The 16,581-nt window shown below is 64.4% G+C and carries 17 protein-coding genes and 1 pseudogene; 5 read left to right on the forward strand and 13 right to left on the reverse strand.

What is annotated here, in order from left to right; all coding sequences use genetic code 11:
* The first annotated feature begins 223 nt into the window (after positions 1–223).
* On the forward strand, positions 224–1,744 hold the full coding sequence (locus tag FVP60_RS02970) for a DHA2 family efflux MFS transporter permease subunit (RefSeq protein WP_147824766.1): 1,521 nt from the start codon (positions 224–226) through the stop codon (positions 1,742–1,744).
* A 68-nt stretch (positions 1,745–1,812) separates the two neighbouring features.
* Here FVP60_RS02970 and FVP60_RS13275 read toward each other — a convergent pair whose 3' ends face one another.
* The gene (locus FVP60_RS13275) at positions 1,813–1,935 is read right to left on the reverse strand and encodes a hypothetical protein (RefSeq protein ID WP_281289099.1); all 123 of its coding nucleotides are present in this window, start codon (positions 1,933–1,935) and stop codon (positions 1,813–1,815) included.
* 239 nt (positions 1,936–2,174) lie between these two features.
* Here FVP60_RS13275 and FVP60_RS02975 point away from each other — a divergent pair, with 239 nt between their 5' ends.
* Positions 2,175–3,308 carry an AI-2E family transporter gene (locus tag FVP60_RS02975; protein WP_147824767.1) on the forward strand — a complete coding sequence of 378 codons (1,134 nt, stop codon included), beginning with the start codon at positions 2,175–2,177 and terminating at the stop codon, positions 3,306–3,308.
* 57 nt (positions 3,309–3,365) lie between these two features.
* On the opposite strand, the pseudogene FVP60_RS02980 reads toward FVP60_RS02975, so the two are convergent.
* From FVP60_RS02980 to FVP60_RS03020, 9 genes and pseudogenes are all read right to left on the reverse strand, one after another.
* Positions 3,366–3,923, reverse strand: a pseudogene (locus FVP60_RS02980) (alkylhydroperoxidase domain protein); the annotation flags it as partial.
* A gap of 53 nt (positions 3,924–3,976) precedes the next feature.
* The gene (locus FVP60_RS02985; RefSeq protein ID WP_147824768.1) at positions 3,977–4,564 is read right to left on the reverse strand and encodes a CMD domain protein; all 588 of its coding nucleotides are present in this window, start codon (positions 4,562–4,564) and stop codon (positions 3,977–3,979) included.
* Positions 4,561–5,595, reverse strand: coding sequence for a putative FMN-dependent luciferase-like monooxygenase (locus tag FVP60_RS02990; protein WP_147824769.1), 1,035 nt, complete (start codon positions 5,593–5,595; stop codon positions 4,561–4,563). Before FVP60_RS02990 ends, FVP60_RS02985 begins: the two co-directional genes overlap by 4 nt.
* A complete protein-coding gene (locus FVP60_RS02995) occupies positions 5,592–7,223 on the reverse strand; it encodes a dipeptide ABC transporter ATP-binding protein (protein WP_147824770.1) in 1,632 nt (543 codons plus the stop codon). The genes FVP60_RS02990 and FVP60_RS02995 overlap by 4 nt, the downstream gene beginning before the upstream one ends.
* Entirely contained in the window at positions 7,220–8,125 is a 906-nt protein-coding gene (locus FVP60_RS03000) for an ABC transporter permease (RefSeq protein ID WP_147824771.1), read from the reverse strand. Before FVP60_RS03000 ends, FVP60_RS02995 begins: the two co-directional genes overlap by 4 nt.
* Positions 8,122–9,090 carry an ABC transporter permease gene (locus FVP60_RS03005; protein ID WP_147824772.1) on the reverse strand — a complete coding sequence of 323 codons (969 nt, stop codon included), beginning with the start codon at positions 9,088–9,090 and terminating at the stop codon, positions 8,122–8,124. The genes FVP60_RS03000 and FVP60_RS03005 overlap by 4 nt, the downstream gene beginning before the upstream one ends.
* Positions 9,090–10,724 carry a TIGR04028 family ABC transporter substrate-binding protein gene (locus FVP60_RS03010; protein WP_147824773.1) on the reverse strand — a complete coding sequence of 545 codons (1,635 nt, stop codon included), beginning with the start codon at positions 10,722–10,724 and terminating at the stop codon, positions 9,090–9,092. Before FVP60_RS03010 ends, FVP60_RS03005 begins: the two co-directional genes overlap by 1 nt.
* A gap of 146 nt (positions 10,725–10,870) precedes the next feature.
* A complete protein-coding gene (locus FVP60_RS03015; RefSeq protein ID WP_147824774.1) occupies positions 10,871–11,722 on the reverse strand; it encodes a sulfurtransferase in 852 nt (283 codons plus the stop codon).
* A gap of 342 nt (positions 11,723–12,064) precedes the next feature.
* On the reverse strand, positions 12,065–12,472 hold the full coding sequence (locus FVP60_RS03020) for a hypothetical protein (protein WP_147824775.1): 408 nt from the start codon (positions 12,470–12,472) through the stop codon (positions 12,065–12,067).
* Positions 12,473–12,615: 143 nt separating this feature from the next.
* Here FVP60_RS03020 and FVP60_RS03025 point away from each other — a divergent pair, with 143 nt between their 5' ends.
* Complete coding sequence (locus FVP60_RS03025) at positions 12,616–13,218, forward strand: 1-acyl-sn-glycerol-3-phosphate acyltransferase (RefSeq protein WP_187240537.1); 603 nt, start codon at positions 12,616–12,618, stop codon at positions 13,216–13,218.
* A 68-nt stretch (positions 13,219–13,286) separates the two neighbouring features.
* Here the strand turns inward: FVP60_RS03025 and FVP60_RS03030 are convergent, their stop codons facing one another.
* Positions 13,287–13,865 (reverse strand): hypothetical protein, encoded by a 579-nt coding sequence (locus FVP60_RS03030; protein ID WP_147824776.1) that lies wholly within the window; start codon positions 13,863–13,865, stop codon positions 13,287–13,289.
* 132 nt (positions 13,866–13,997) lie between these two features.
* Between FVP60_RS03030 and FVP60_RS03035 the strand changes: the two genes are divergently transcribed.
* Positions 13,998–14,948 carry an NADP-dependent oxidoreductase gene (locus FVP60_RS03035; protein ID WP_147824777.1) on the forward strand — a complete coding sequence of 317 codons (951 nt, stop codon included), beginning with the start codon at positions 13,998–14,000 and terminating at the stop codon, positions 14,946–14,948.
* Here FVP60_RS03035 and FVP60_RS03040 read toward each other — a convergent pair.
* Positions 14,945–15,433: a hypothetical protein gene (locus FVP60_RS03040; RefSeq protein WP_147824778.1), complete on the reverse strand. Its 489-nt coding sequence runs from the start codon at positions 15,431–15,433 to the stop codon at positions 14,945–14,947. The genes FVP60_RS03035 and FVP60_RS03040 overlap by 4 nt on opposite strands.
* 120 nt (positions 15,434–15,553) lie before the next feature.
* Positions 15,554–15,988, reverse strand: coding sequence for a VOC family protein (locus FVP60_RS03045; RefSeq protein WP_147824779.1), 435 nt, complete (start codon positions 15,986–15,988; stop codon positions 15,554–15,556).
* Positions 15,989–16,122: 134 nt separating this feature from the next.
* On the opposite strand from FVP60_RS03045, the gene FVP60_RS03050 reads away from it, so the two are divergent.
* A complete protein-coding gene (locus tag FVP60_RS03050; protein WP_147824780.1) occupies positions 16,123–16,569 on the forward strand; it encodes a hypothetical protein in 447 nt (148 codons plus the stop codon).
* Positions 16,570–16,581: the final 12 nt, after the last annotated feature.

Here is a 16,581-nt window from a genome sequence, read left to right on the forward strand (position 1 = left end):
CACCTCACGCATTTTGCGACCGCGAACTGAATCACGTATTCTCTCTCTTCTGCCAATTTTTCGGTCGCCTCCATGCGCTCATCATGGCACGCGGCCCGCGCTTCAATCGCCTCGGGAACAGATTCGTGTTCGACGGCGTTGGAGCATCCTGAACCCCGACCAATGTCTGACCCCCGTCAGAGAATAGGTCCCTGCCCGCTCCGGGCCAATCTTGGAGAACAACATGACTGCCGTCACCACGGGACCACCCACCACCATGTCATCGCGCGACACCCGACTGATCGCGCTGTTGCTTGGCGCTGCGTTCGTCGCCATTCTGAATGAAACCACGATGGGTGTGGCAATCAAGCACCTCATCGACGACCTTGGCATTCTCGCCACCGATGCGCAGTGGTTGACCACTGCGTTCATGCTCACCATGGCCGTCGTCATTCCGACGACCGGTTTCATGTTGCAGCGCCTCACCACACGTCAGGTGTTCTTGCTGGCGATGGGTCTTTTCACCACCGGAACCGCGATCGCGTTCTTCGCCGGCGGCTTTGAAATGCTGCTGGTCGCCCGCGTCGTGCAGGCTTCGGGTACCGCCATCATGATGCCGTTGCTCATGACCACCACCATGACCCTGGTTCCGCCCGCTTCGCGCGGCCGTTTTATGGGTCGCGTCAGCATTGTGATGTCGTTGGCTCCCGCCATTGGCCCCACGATGGCTGGCTTCATTTTGGATGCCTGGGGCTGGCGCTGGGTGTTCGGTGTTGTGCTGCCCATCGCGGTGCTCGCGCTGCTGGCGGGCGCGAAGTTCATGGTGAACACCGGAACGCCCTCGAAGGCTCCGCTTGACGTGCTGAGCGTTATTCTCTCGGCGTTCGCGTTCGGTGGGCTGGTGTACGGCGTGAGCCAGGTCGGTGGCGCGCACGTTGACCCGTCGGCTTCTGCCGCGGAGCTCGCGGCCGCTCAGGCCACCTCCACCATGACCATGACCATCGCCCTCACGGTGGGTGCCATCTCGCTCGCGCTGTTCATTTGGCGCCAGCTGGTCCTGCAGCGTGTCAACGACGCTCTGCTTGATCTGCGCGTCTTCCTGTCGAAGAACTTCACCATCGCGACGGTGATGATGCTGCTGCTGTCGCTGGGCTTCTTCGGAGCGCTCACCGTGCTGCCGCTGTACCTGCAGGGTGTCGCCGGATTTGATGCGAAAGACACCGGTCTGATGATGCTGCCCGGCGCCATCGCCATGGGTCTGCTGGGCCCCGTGATCGGTCGCATTTACGACGCGATCGGCCCGCGCGCCCTGATGGTTCCTGGCACCATGCTCACCTCGGCCGTGCTGTGGTTCTACGCCACCAGCCTCACCCCGACAACGCCCGCGTGGGTGATCGTTGTGGCACAGATGATCCTGTCGATCGGCCTGGCGATGTCGTTCACACCGCTGTTCACCTCGGCGTTGGGCTCCGTCAAGCGCCAGTTCTACTCGCACGGTTCTGCCGTCATCTCAACGATTCAGCAGGTCGCCGGTGCTGCCGGCGTCGCGGTGCTGATCACCGTGATGACCAACGTGACCACGTCGGTTGCCGAGAGCGGAGTGGCGGAACCACTGGCTGGCGCCGAGGGCACGCGCGCGGCGTTTGTTCTGGCTGCCATCATTTCGATTCCGATCATCGCACTGGCCTTCCTCGTGAAGAAGCCCGCCGACGATGCCGAGTTCGCCGAGGCTTCCCGCGGCGAACCGACCGCAGAACACGCCTGAGTCACCATAGACAGAAGCGGCGGGTCACCCTCTCGGGTGATCCGCCGCTTCTCGTTTGAGAGTGCGATCTAGCCGCAGCAGTTGCTTCCGCCGCAGCACGAGCCGCCCTCAGCGTCAATGTTCAGCAGGTTCAGTGCGTCGGCCACGGGTGCCAGCGGCTGAACCGGCGTCTCAGGAGTAGGAGTCGTCATGGCCCCATGCTAACCCCGCCACCCGAGGTGCAGGGCCGATTTGCGCGAAGTGTGATCCTAGTGATGTTGCGCTTGGTGGCGACTGATCGCGCGACGACTTTCATCATGCGACGATGAGGTCGGCGCAAGCCGCGGCGTTGCGCTAGCCTTGCGTGACGAGGAGCGCCGGAGCGTGAGCGAACCTCGGTCGGGCCGACCAGCACACGCGCCCGTCTCAGTAGCGTGAAGACAGGGAAAAAATGCGCAAGCGCACAGACGCCGAACCGGCGGTCAAGACAACCAACTTCATGGGCGGTCACTCACGGGTTAAGCCCTTTGTCTGGGGTTTTCTCGGAGCCCTCGGCGTGCTTGCGGCCCTCATTCTGGGCGGTTTGGTCAGCCAGTTGGGCACGGTGCTGCTCTACATCGGTATCGCGCTGTTTATTTCGCTGGGCCTTGACCCCATCGTCACCTCAATTGAGAAGAAGATTCCGCGCCCTGCCGCCATTGCGGCTGTCGTGCTCGCGGTCTTGATGGTGTTTGCTGGCATTCTGATCGCCATCATCCCAATCATCGTCGAGCAGATCGCCAACCTCACGCAGTCGCTACCGAAGCTCGTCAACGACATCATGGCCACCGACTGGTACGCGAACATTAATCGCGATTACGGCGATCAGATCGGAACCATGCTGGAGGACGCCCTGAAGTTCTTCCAAGACCCGCAAAACATTCTGGGCATCATCGGCGGCGTCGGCGCCGTTACCGGCGGTATCGCCTCCGCCATCACCGGCGTTGTGATCGTGCTGATCCTGACCCTGTACTTCATCGCGTCCCTTCGCACCATGAAGAACACCGCCACCCGCTTTGTTCCGGCCTACAACCGGGAGAAGTTCTCCAGCCTCGTCGACGACATCTCCGGCGCCGTCGGCCGCTACGTTGTCGGTCAAGCGAGCCTGGCGGCGATCAACGGCGTGCTGACGTTTATTCTGATGCTCATCATTGGCGCCCCGATGCCCGCGCTTCTCGCGCTCATCGCCTTTATTGGTTCCATGATCCCCATGGTCGGAACCCTGACGGCCGCGATTATCAACTCCCTCATTTGCCTCATCGCCTCCCCGCTCACGGCCATCGTGGCCGCGATCTGGTACCTCGTTTACATGCAGATTGAGGCGTACTACCTGAGCCCGCGCATCATGAATAAGGCGGTGTCGATTCCCGGTGCGCTCGTCGTGATCGCTGCCGTCGGCGGCGCTGCAATCGGCCAGGTGCTCGGCGCTCTGGTGGCCGTTCCGGTGGCGGCAAGCATCCTCATCATCGTGCAGAAGGTGTGGTTCCCCGCTCAAGACGCAAAGGTCGTCGACCCCGACGAAGAGCCGGCAATCGCGACGGCATAGTCAGCAACAAAAAAGCGGGGCGGAACCATGGTTCCGCCCCGCTTTTTGGTGACTGCCCTACTCCCCAGCGGGTGCCACCGGCCGACCGATCGACAACATTAGGCGGTTGGCCCAGTTGAAGAATGCGGTCGAGTGCACGATGTCGACAATTTCATCGGTCGTGAAGCGGGCATCGCGCAACACCCGCACCCGATCGCTACCGAACTGCGTTGGCACCGCGGTGAGTGCGGCTGCAGCCTCGACCAGCGCGTTCAATCGCGGCCCCAGGTCGGCGAGGAGTCCGTCTTCCAGCAGCGCATCGACGGCGGTGGCATCTTTCAAGAAGTGCGCGGCAAAACGCGCGTGCACGGAGGCGCAGAACACGCAACCGTTGACGCGAGAGGCGGCGGCAGCGGCGAGCTCCCGCTCCGCGCGTGGGAGTCCGTCCTTAGCGTTGTAGAAGATGTCTTTGTCAACGAGGGTGCGCGCGCGGAGAATCTCAGGGTCGCGCGCCAGCAGCCGAAAGTAGTCGCTCTGATCGCGCGCCCGATCGACCAGTCCGTCGTAGTGGCGCGGTGTGAGGTCGTCGATGGCGACAGGTTGAAGCCACGGCAGCCAGCCCACCTCCGCACGCGTGAACGCATGCGGGTGCTCGGCTTCTTATTGCAAGAGGTCCGCGGTCGTGGTGGTCATGCCAACTCCTCCTGAATGGCCCGAAGGCCCGCAATGACGCGCTGCTGAAACGCGAGAAACGCAACAAGTTGCGACAGGGTCACAACGCCGTCTGCGCTCCAGCCGGCGGCGAGAAGCGCTGCGATCGCGGCGTCATCCGCTTCGCGCGGCCGCAACACCAACAGATGCGTGTGGGCGAGCGCGGCCGCCAGTCGCTCACCAAACTGGGCGATGTCGTCGTCGTTGGGTGTCAACCGGGTGCCGTCGGTGTTCTCCTGCTGAAGCCCGATCTCCCGGTAGTGGCCAAACGGGCCGGCGGTCGCGTACTCGGCGGCATACGCCAACACATCGGAACCACGCTGCGCGTCGCGTGCGAGCGCCCGCTCCGCATAAAACTCGGCCACCGCATCGTCTGAGGTCAACCGTGTCGCAAAGGCGGCAATGTAATCACGCTCGGTCAGCGAAACGTGGGCAGAACTGACCGGTGAAAACAGCGCGTCAAAACTCGCCTGCAGTTGCTCGACGGTGACGGGCCGGCGCGCGCGAAGGGCTCGAAGCTCGTCGCTGGCGCCAACCAGCTCGTCAACAATGTCTACGGTGCTCATACGATGGCCTGCCTCGCTCCCGCGAGCGCGGGTTCGTTGCTGCTCCACCCCAACTGGGGTGCGACTTCGGTGGCAAACAGTTCGATGGAGCGCAGAATGTGCTCGTGCGGCGCATCGACGGAGTGCACTTGGAACGCGATCTCGGTGGCGTGGCGGAGGGTCTCATCGGCTGCCAGCGACTCGGCAACCTCATCCGGGGTTCCGATGTGCGTGTCGGTGCCGCGAATGTAGTCATCCAGCGTGTCGCCGAGAATCTGTTGCCCTTGGCGACGGAACCCGGCCACCGCGCGGGGCAACCCCACCTCCGCAAACCGCAGTGCTTCGTCGCGACTGTCCGCGACGAAGACCGTGCGCGATGCCGTGACGCGCGGCGTGGTTCCGCTTGGCAATGCATCGCGATACTGCTCGATGATAGGAACCTGAATCTCGGCTAGGGCAGCGGTGGACGCATCTGCCGGACGCGGTTGCGTGCGCGAGAGCAGCAAACCGTCGCCTGCGGCACCGGCGCGCGCTCCCCCAAATGCCGAGAACGTTGCCTGCCAGAGGCGCTCGTCGAGCTGGGGTGCAGGCGGATACAGCCGGTTGGAACCAGGCAGTTCGTCGCCACGATAAGCCGCGCGAAGCTCCGCGAGCTTCTCGTCGAAAACGGCCGCCTTGTTGGCCGGGTCTTGACCAAACGGGAGGAAGGACGATGGCGTGCCACCGCTGCCGATACCGACGTCAATGCGACCGCCGGTGAGCAGGTCGGCGACGGCCGAATCTTCGGCAACCTTCACCGAATCTTCCAGCGGCAGCGTGATGATGCCGGTGGCGAGACGAATCGTTGTGGTGTGCGCACCCACATGAGTGAGAAACACGAAGGGTGACGGCAGCCCGCCCTCCGCGGCGCGGAAGTGGTGTTGCGCCACCCATGCCCGGCCAATGCCGAATCGCTCGGCATGCTGGATTTGTTCGGTCGCCAAGGCGAAACGCTCTGCGGGAGTCGCGTCATCGAGTAGTCGCGTGAAGAACGCGAGGGTAGGTGCGGTCATGCCAGTACCTCCGATCGAGAAGGAACGGCACCCAGCAGTTCCTTCGTGTAGTCATGAGTTGGTTGCGTAAAGATGGCCTCGGTGGTGCCCGATTCGACGATGCGGCCGCGCTGCATCACCGACACGGTGTGGCTAAGTGAGCGCACCACCGCGAGGTCGTGGGAAATGAAGAGATACGTCAGGGCGAGCTCGTGCTGCAGGCCGACGAGCAGCTCGAGGATGCGGGCCTGCACTGTCACATCCAGGGCAGAGACCGCCTCGTCAAGAACCAGCACTTCGGGGCTCGCGGCGAGTGCTCGCGCAATCGCCACCCGCTGACGCTGGCCGCCGGAGAGTTCTGCTGCCGTGCGGTTCAGCACGCTGGCCGGTAACGCCACTCGTTCGATCAGCTCGGCCGCGCGCGTGCGACGCTCTGAGCGCGTGCCGATGCCGAAGTTGTGCAGCGGCTCCGCCACGATGCTCTCAATGCGCTGACGCGGATCGAGCGATGAAAACGGGTTCTGGTACACGAGCTGCAGGGTGCGGCGGTAGTCTCGCAACTCTCGAGCAGAAAGCGCCGTCACCTCTCGTTCAGACACGATGGCCGTGCCGCTATCCGGACGCAAGAACCCCGAGATGATGCGTGCCGTCGTCGTCTTGCCGGAGCCAGACTCCCCCACGAGCGCATGCGTGGTTCCGCGCCGCACGGCGAAGGAGACGTCATCAACGGCGCGAAAATCGCTGGCGCCCCGCGTTGCGAAACTCTTCGTCAGCGCGGTCGCCTCAATCGCGTTCACCCTCTCGGCCGCGACAACCGCCGCCTCACGCAGATACAGCGGTGCCGGGATACGCCGGAACCCCTCCGCCGCGAGCGCAGGCGCATCGGCCAGCAGCTGGCGAGTGTAGGCATCCTGCGGGTTCTGCAGGATCGTGCGGGCAGCACCCGATTCGACCACACGTCCGCCGTTGAGCACGACGAGGTGGTCGGCGCGCGAAGCGGCCACCGCGAGGTCGTGCGTAACCAGCAGCACGGCCGTTCCCTGCTCGGTGCGGAGCTCATCAATCAGGTCGAGAATGCGGCGGGCGACGGTGGCATCCAGCGCGCTGGTGGGCTCATCGGCGATCAACAGCCGCGGCCGCAGCGCCACCGCCGTAGCGATCAGCACGCGTTGGCGCATGCCGCCAGAGAGTTGGTGAGGGTACTGTGCCGCCCGACGCACCGGGTCATCAATACCGACTCGTTCCAACAGCTCCAGGACCTTCGTACGAATCGTGCCGCGGTCACGCTCGCCGTGCAGCCGGAAGATCTCCCCCACCTGCGTGCCGATGGTTCGCACCGGGTCAAGCGAGGAGACCGGGTCTTGCGGAATCAACCCAATATGCGCGCCACGCACGGTGGCAAGCCGTCGCTGTGACCAACCGGAGATCTCTTGATCGCCTAGCGCAATGGTTCCGGCGTCGATACGCGCCCCCGCGGGCAGCAGACCAAGCACCGCCTGCGCCGTCGTGGTCTTGCCTGAGCCAGATTCGCCGACAAGCGCGGTGACCTCACCCTCGGCGATGCCCAGCGAGATGCCGTGCAACGCTTCGCGCCGAGCACGATCGGCGGTGTAAGAAACGACCAGATCAGAAATGGTGAGAAGTGTCATGGTGTCCTCCGGGCAAGGGCAGAGCTGAGCCGATTCGCGCTCACCACGACGGCGACCACGATGAGACCGGGAAGGGTGGTCAGCCACCAGGCGGTGGCAACGTAGTTTCGACCCTCGGCGATGAGCAAGCCCCACTCCGGTGTTGGCGGCGGGGCGCCGTAACCGAGAAAGCCGAGGGTCGAAATCGCAAGGATCGCGGTACCGAATTGCAAAGCGGCCAGCGCGAACACCGAGGTGAGGGAGTTCGGAAGCACGTGGCGAATCAGCACGTGCACCGTGGTTCCGCCGCTGCCATACGCGGCTTCGATGTAGTCGCTTGCACGCACCTTGACGACTTCGCTGCGTACCAGTCGCGCGAAGGCGGCAATCGATGCGACACCCACGGCGATCGCCGCGTTGACGGTGCCGAATCCGAGCAGGATGATGATCGACAGCGACAGCAGCAGCGACGGAATCGACAACAGCACGTCGACGATGCGCATCACAATGTCATCGACGATGCCGCCCAGGGCGCCGGCAATCACCCCGAGGGTGGTGCCGACGACGAGGCCAACAAGCACCGCGATAAGCGCGCCGGTCAGCGAGTGAACGGAACCATAGATCACGCGGGCGAGAAGGTCACGCCCGATCGAGTCGGTGCCGAAGGGGTGCGCAAGGCTCGGCGCCTGGAGCTTTTCGGCCGGAACGCCCGTCAGCGGGTCATAGCCCGTGAAAAGGCTCGGCACGAATGCCCAGGCGATGGCCACGGCCAACACGATGATGGCGAGCACGAGCCCCACCGGAGCAACTCGGGAGCGGCGTTTGCGCGCCGCTTTTGGCGCCGCCGAGGGCTGCGTTCCTTCTGGTTGCTGAGGCTCGGTGGCGGGCGACGCAACAGGGGGCGTGGCGGTGACGGCGGTCATACCAGCGCCTCCTCTCGGGCAGGCGTGGTCTTGGCGCCGCGCTCGGTGCGCAACCGCGGATCAAGCACCGGGAACACCAGGTCAACGATCAGATTGACGATCACGAACGTGGTCGCCGCGAGCAACACAATGCCCTGCAGCACCGGAATGTCTTGATTAGCGACGGCCTGCTCGGTGAGCCGGCCGATGCCGTTGCGGCCAAAAACGGTCTCCGTCACAACGGCGCCTCCGATCAGCTCGCCGAACAGGATTCCGGCGATCGTAATGGTCGGCAACAGCGCATTGCGCAGCACAGAGCGCGTGAGAACCCACGCCTCATTCGCGCCCTTCGCCCGAATGACCGTCACGAACGGCTGCAGCTTCACCTCGTCAATACTGCGCAGCAAGATTTGCGCGAGTGGCGCAGAAATCGGAACGGCGAGGGTAATGACGGGGAGGATGAGCGCCTGCATGGGGTTGGCGCCAATGATGGGAACCCACCCAAGCCCAAACGAGAAGGTCTGGATGAGGAGGATTCCGACCCAGAACACCGGAACCGCCACCAGGAGCGCTGGCAACGAATGAAGCGCCGACCGCAGCCAGGCGAACGGGGCAAGCGTCGCCAGGAACGCGAGCCCAAATGCGAGCGTCACGGCGAGCAAGAAGCCCCACCCGGCAAGCGCAAGCGTCTCGGGAAGCGCCTCTCCGATCAGTCGCAACACGGGGGTTCCGTATTGCGTCGAGTGCCCGAAGTCACCGGTGAGGTAGCCACCCAGCGTGTGCAGGTACTGCTCCCACGCCGGAGTATCGGCGCCGTACGCGATACGAATCGACGCGATTTGATCGGCCGTCAGCCCCAGCTCGGGGTTCTCATACTTGATGAGAATGGCGTCGCCCGGAAGCGACTGCAGCAGGAAGAACGTGGCCGTGAAGGCGGCGATCAGTACGATCGCCGCCTGCCCGACCCGTCTTGCGACGTAACGCATCAGTGCTCGCTCAGCCAGACGTCGTAGAAGCTGGGGCGGCCGACCGATTCGAAGCTGATGCCGTGCACGTAGGGTGCCGCGCCATACACCTGGGGCTCTTCGAACAGCGGGATCACGTAGGCCTGCTCAACGAGATACTCCTGAACGGCGGCGGTTGCCTCCGCGCGCTTGGTGTCGTCGGGCTCCGAGGCGACCACCTCAAGGAGGCGGTCAAGTTCGGCGTCATTCGACAGCAGGGTGTTGCGGTTCTTCGAGTGATACTGGCTCTTGATCACGTCGTAGTCGGCTCGACCGACCATCGAGTGGTATAGCGGGGTCTTCAGCGGATCCTTGATGTCTTGCGCGTAGGTTCCGGCATCTCCCGAGAGCACATTCAACTCAACGCCCACCTGCTTCAACTGCTGCGACACCAGTTCGAGCGTCTGCTTCGACTGCGGCTGGGGCTTGGCTTCGTAGACGTCGAGGGAGAGCTTGACACCATCCTTCTCGCGAATTCCGTCGCCGCCCAGCACCCATCCGGCCTCATCGAGCAGTTCTGCGGCACGCTCCGGGTCGTACGCATAGTCGGCGCTGTGGTCGACGTATCCGAGCGCGGTCTGGCTGAGCGCAGACGTTGCCACCGGATAGTTCGCGGTGAAGACGGTGTCTACCACCTCCTGCGCATTGACCGCCGCGACCAGCGCCTGGCGCACGCGCAGGTCGCTGAGAAGCGGGTTGGTGAATCGCAGGCTGAGCGAGTTGTTGACGCCCCGCGTCTGCGGCGCGTACAGCGTGAATCCGCTCGATTCAACCCGGGCCTCATCAAACGCCTGCACGTAGCGGATGTAGTCGGCCTGGCCCGCCAGCAACGAACCGATGCGCACCGAATCTTCCGGCGTGATGAGCAGCTTCACCTCATCGAGGTAGGCGCGGCCATCGTGCTGCAGGCTTTCGGGCGCCCAGTCGTATTCCTCGCGGGCGGTGAGTGTGATTTCGGTGCCGAGCTTTTCATCCGAGATGACGAAGGGGCCGGCACCGATGATCTCGGTCGCGTTGCCCGCGCCGAGCTCTTCCAGCGTGCGATCCAGCGTCTCCGGGGAGAGCAACCCGGAGTTGTTGGTCGACGTTGCCTGCAAGAAGCCCGGCGCGGGAGCGGAGAAGCGGAACGTCACGGTGTCGGCGTCAACGACCTCGCTGGAGGCGTAGTTGTTGATCGCCTCCGAGACGGTGAGGCCCTTCTCCGGGTCACCGAGGCCGTAGACATCAAAGTTCTTCGCGACGGCCGCGGCGTCAAGCACGGTGCCGTCGGAGAAGGTCACGTCGTCACGCAGGTTGAAAGTGTACTCCGTCGCGTCGGCGTTTGCCGTCCAGTCGGTGGCAACCCACGGCTCGATTTCGAGCGTTTCTGGGTTCTGCCAGGTCAGGCGCGCAGCAATGTTGTTGATGAGCGCGCCGTTCGGGTAAAAGCCCGACTGCGGCGGGTACAGGTTGGTGTACGGCTGGTACTCAAGGTAAACCAGCGTTCCGCCCGTGACCGGATCGCCTGCTTCGCTGGTTCCGGCTCCCGGCGCGGGTGCCGAAGCGCACGACATCAGGGACAACGCTGTCGCGAACATGGCGGTACCGGCGATCGCGCGAATGGCGGTGCGGGGCATGAGGGTCCTCCTGTCGTGTTCTCGTGACTGTCACGAGGATGTCCACGCTAGGAGCCGGTGGCGGGCGGTGAAACCGAAAAAGTCACGCGGTTTCACGTTGTGACACGGCGCGCAATGTGTCGTCACGCCGCGTCACAATCGCCCAGTCACACGCGTGTGCGGTTACCGTCGGCGGCGTCGCCCTCGACCACCCAACGCCCGCGCGCATACGACCACTGGCTCCAGCCACCCGCAAACAGCGCAATATCAAGGCCGATGAGCGACCCCGCGAAAATGGTGTGGGTGGCGGCAATTCCGGAGCCGCAGTATGCGATGGTCTGCGTTTGCGGACCGATCCCGTGCGCAGCGAACAGTCGGGAGATGACCTCGGGCGAGCGAAACCGCCCGGCGTCAAGGTGCGTCACCGTCGGGAGGTTTATGGCGCCCGGAATGTGCCCACTCACCCGTTCCACCGCAACGGGTGAGCCTCGATAACGCTCCGGTGCGCGCACGTCGAGCAGGATGGTTCCGGCCGTCGGCGGATCAACGCGATCGATGCCGACGATCGGTGCGGCAAGGGGTGTGAGCACGGCGTCACCGGGTGGGAGTTGCACGTCTCCCGTCTCAAGCGGCAGGCCGGCGCTGAGCCACCCGCGCAGTCCGCCATCGAGAATCCGTACGTCGGCAACGCCCGAGTTGGCGAGTAAGAACCACGCCCTGGCCGCCGCGACCGACTGCAGGTCGTCGTAAATCACCACGATGTCATCTCGTCTGAGACCCCAGCGGCGCGCCGCCTGTTGCAGCCGGCGGTGGGTCGGCAGCGGATGCCGGCCCCACTGCGGATCGGGACCCTCGGCGAGCTCGGCCTCGAGATCAACGTAGATCGCATCGGGAATGTGGCCGTCAAGGTAGGCGGGACGCCCCTCCGGCTCATCCAGACGCCACCGCACATCAAGCAGACAAACTCCGACGCCCGTTTGCCGCAGGGCCACGAGTTCGTCCGGAGTTATCAGCGTCACTCAATGATCGTCACCCCGGCTCGGTGGGCTGCCGGTATTGTGACGACACATGGCGCAACAGGGCGTCACATCGGTTGTCACGCCGGCGCGGCTTTCGCCGCCGGTGCGCCTCCCACGCCGGTGCGGCTTCCCCCTGATCGAGCGCCGTCATTTTGTCGTCACTGTTTGCCGAAACTCGCCCGCACCGCGCAAAAACCGACGACAAAATGAAAAACTGCCGACAAAATGACGATGCGCAACACGGCAGGGCCGACCGCACGGCGGTGACGGCGGGCGCGGAACCAGGTGCTGGGGGGCTGGAAGGGGCGCGGAACCAGGTGCTGGGTTGCGGAACCAGGGGGGCTACGGGGCTGAGGTGGGGGCCGGGTTGGCGTCGTCGTATTCGCGGCGCAGGTAGCCGGGAGCTTGCACCCGCCACGCTTCGATGACGAGTTCGCGGAGGTGGTCGCCGTCGATACCCGCCATGCGAAACGCGACCTTTGGTTCCGACCACTTTGTGGTCTGCGGCAAGAACACCTCGGGTGCCATGTGCCGCAGCGCTCGCGCTTCGATTGCGTCGCCGATCTTGACGCCGAGCACCAATTCGCGGGCGATGATCTCGTTCAGTTCTTCGGCAATACTCGGATAGGGGCGGCACTCCCAGGCGAAGGGTTTGGAGCGCACAAACCATGAGACGCCTGACGCGGTGGCGCGTTCTTCGCTGCCGGGGAGTTCGGCCGCGATACGTCGCACGTCATCGAGGGTCGCCATGATCTTGACCATACAAGTGGCCGTCGACACCCAACAAGTTGGCGTGTGCATTCAGGTCACTCATCACAAAGCGTGTGCGAATCGTGACCGGGCAAGCGGCATTCTCGGGCTTGTCGCGATGAGGGGTGCCGTAGCGTTGAAAGATGATGCCCCGTCCCCTCGCTCGCCTCTACTGGTCGCTCTCACGATGGAAGCTGGTCACCCGACCCGCGCCGGAGAGCCCGACCATTCTGCTGGGTGCGCCGCACACCTCAAACTGGGACTTCGTGCTCATGTTGGCGATTGCCGGGCGGCTGCGCATGGATGTGCGCTGGCTCGGCAAAGACAGCCTGTTTCGCGGCTGGCGCGGGCCCATCATGCGCAAGCTCGGCGGCATCCCCGTTGACCGCAAGAATCCTGCCGGGCTCGTCGATGAGATCGTCTCGCGCATGAATTCTGGCGAGGTATTTAGCCTGGTCGTCACGCCGGACGGAACGCGTTCGGGACACACCTATTGGAAGAGCGGCTTCTACCGCATTGCCCGCGAAACGGGCCTCGCGGTCACGCTCGGCTACGTTGACCGCACCACCATGACGACGGGGCTCGGGCCGACGATCGAACTGACCGGCGATGTTTCTGCCGACATGGACAAGATCCGGGAGTTCTACGCCGACAAGGCGGGTCTGCGCCCAGAACATCGCGTCGAACCGCGTCTGCGCGAAGAGAACGCCGCGGCCGCTGGAGCACCGGAAATCACGGGCGCGTAGCGCTTGGGCGCCACTGCGCGGACCCCCGGCACCGGCACCGCAGAGACGGAACCGGCTCTGACGCCGCGCTAGTTTTGCGCGATCCAGAGCCACGCCACGGCCGCGACCGGCAGCACAATAGCGATCGCGATGACGGCGGGAAACGCCAGCAGCTCCCCCGAGCGAACGGAACCAAGGCTCAGCTTGCGAGCACGCGCCGGCGTCACCGCTTCGCGGATGATCTGCACCGTGACCCCGTGTCGCACGAGTTCTGCCCCGATTCCCGCGTCGCGCGGCGATACCGCCACCGTGGTTCCGTTGCGCAGGCGCAACACCAGCCGCGGCGATGCGCCAGATGCGGAGCGTGATGGCATCAGAATGTCGTGAAAAAGAACGGCGTGGTCAAGGTCGCCGACGGCGATCATTCGTCGCGGAGCGAGTACGTAGCGAATGATGACGGCATCGTTGGAGATCGTCACCTCGCCGCGGTGGATCGCGGTGATGCTCACAATGAGACGGAACACCACACAGACGAGCAAGAGCACGGCGACGATCGGGGTCATCGCGGTGCCCGCGCTCTGGTCAAACGTGGCCATGAGCCACAACGCTGATGCGGCCGTTAGGCCCGCCAGCCCTGCCAGGGCGATGCGCGTTGGTACGACCCTCATGATCCTCCTCCCTGCGTTTTCGAGCGACCGGCGGAGGCGCCCCTCCCACAGTATCCACGGCTCGGGCCCCGGCGCGCGCCCCAAACCGCGGCCCGCGTGGCGCGAATTGTGTCAATACGGCAGGGTGGAGGTATGTCAACATCTCCGATGATGCGCACGTCAACGCAGCGAACCCTCGGCGGCCCCGAGGTTCTCGAGATCGTAGAGGTGCAGCGGCCAGAACCGCGGACCAACGAGGTGCTGGTGCGCGTTCATGCCGCGGGACTGAACCCCACCGACTTCAAGCACCGTGCGGCAAAGCGATTTATCGAGGATCCGCCATTCACGCTCGGGTGGGACGTCTCGGGGGTCGTAGAAAAGGTCGGTATCGGGGTGGCGCGGTTTGCGCCGGGCGATGAGGTGTTTGGCATGTTGCCGTACCCGTTTGGGCACGGGTCGCACGCTGAATTTGTGGCGGCACCGGCTCGTCTGTTCACGAAGAAACCGACGAGCGTCGATCATGTGCAAGCCGGGGCGCTCCCCCTGGTATCGTTGACCGCTTGGCAGGCCCTCGTGGAGAACGCGAACCTGCAGCCAGGGCAGCGCGTGCTGGTGCACGCCGCGGCCGGCGGCGTCGGGCACATCGCCGTGCAGATCGCGAAAGCGCGCGGCGCCTACGTGATCGGAACGGCCAGTGCTGGCAAGCATGAATTCTTGCGCGAGTTGGGCGCTGATGAGGCCATCGACTACCACGCCGAAGACTTCGCCGAGGTCGCGAAAGACATCGATGTCGTGCTTGACACCATCGGCGGCGAGACTCAAATGCGGTCGCTTCGCACGCTCCGCCCCGGCGGCATCGTCGTCTCGATCGTGCCCATGGGTTCCGATGACTTCTATCGCGAGGCGGAGGCACTCGGCGTGCGAGCGGTACGCATGTTGGTCGATGCCTCACGCTCGCAGTTGGCCTCGATCGCCGAGCTTGTTGACGCCGGATCGGTGCGCGCGCGCATCGCCGCAACCTTTCCGTTGGCGGAGATTGCCGCCGCTCACGCCCTCGGTGAAACCGGTCGCACGGCAGGCAAGATCGTCATCACGATGGTTTAGGTTCGAGCTCTGTCGGGGCGTTCGGTTCGAAGCGTTTCCGCTTCGAACCTGTTGCGCGTTCCGTGCAGCAGGGGGATAGCAGCCCACCCCGAAACCACCGCCACGAAAAATCCAACCGTGCCGAACAGCATGAATTCGCTCCCCATCGCTCGGTTATTGATATCGCTGACGATGCCAACGGTGAGGAAGAGCAGAAACACCCCCACGGCCGCGCCGTAGCATGTTCCGCTCACCCAGACCCGAGGTTCCGGCCTCGATCGATCGGTGATCAGCGCCGTGAGCACGCCGCCAACGAGCCCGGCAGCGGCGGTCACGATGCCGACGCCAGCTCCAGCACCAACGGTTTGAGCGAAGGCACTCCACCCGCCAAAATTTCTAAAGTCAGGGTTGCCAAGCAGGTATAGCAGCAACCCCAGGGTGGTTCCGATCATTGCGCCGACCGGGATCGCCCAGGTGAGGGCGAACCGGTAGCGGGCGAAGAACATACCGCCACACTAGCGGGCGGTCATCGTTGCTCGCCACCCGCCGCAGTGGGTGCCGATCGTGCTGAGACGAACGCGCGGCCGGCTACGGCGCTGTCGGCTTCCGCGCAACCGTTTACCGGCCTACTTCGTCAGATCCTGCGCGAGCATGACGAGAATGCCGCTTGGCCCGTTGATATAGGTGAGCTTGTAGACGTTCTGATAGTTCGCGACGCCCCGCAACGGGTAGCATCCGTGCCGCGCGGCGACCGCGAGCGACGCCTCAATATCGCCAACCGAGAATGCGACACGGTGCATGCCGATCTCGTTGGGCTTGGTCGGTTCGGTGTCAATCGCGGCCGGATGGAGGTACTCGAAGAGCTCGATCTGTCCCTGCCCATCAGGCGTCTGCAACACGGCAATCTTGGCGTGGTTGCCGTCGAGACCGACCGCCGTGTCGGCCCACTCCCCGCTCACCGTGTCGCGTCCGAGAAGGCTGAGGCCCAGGTCGGTGAAGAACGCGATTGTCGCCTCGATATCGCGCACCGCGATTCCCGCGTTCTCAAGTTTGATCGCCATGCAACAACGGTACGCTGTGGGCGCCACGCGCACGCCGCGCGGCGCCCACAGAACGGCAACACGGTTCCGCTACTCCCCCGCTTCGCGCGCTCACGTGCCAGACTTGGCGCGACGTTTCGCTTTTGGAGGTCTTTGTGACTGATCAACCTGCCGACTCGGCGCAGCCGGCAACTCGTGAGCCCAGCGCGGACACTCTCGCCGAGCTTCACCGCCTCAACGATGTCTGCCGGGCTGAGCCGGGCAACATCGATGCGCAGATCGCGTTGTGGCAGGCTGTGGCGCGCCTCAAGATGTGGGTGTGCATCAACCGCGGAACCGCTGAGGCGCCCCGCCCGTACATGATTTCTGGCGAGCGCGGACCCATTCTGTGCATCTTCAGCAACGGTGAGCAGGCCACCGAAACGGCTCACAGCAGTGGGCTGGTGCCGGCGACGGAACCAGTGCCGCTGTTTGCCGTGCCGCTGCCGGAGGCGTTGGATTGGGCGATGTCGTTCGGCGAGTACGGTGTTGTCGGGGTCACGATCGACTACCCCCGCATTGGTGCCTGGTCGCCGCTGCCTAACCTCGCGCAACTGAAATAGGCGCGGCGATGC

The sequence above is a fragment of the Microbacterium mitrae genome (assembly GCF_008017445.1).
Lineage (GTDB): Bacteria > Actinomycetota > Actinomycetes > Actinomycetales > Microbacteriaceae > Microbacterium > Microbacterium mitrae.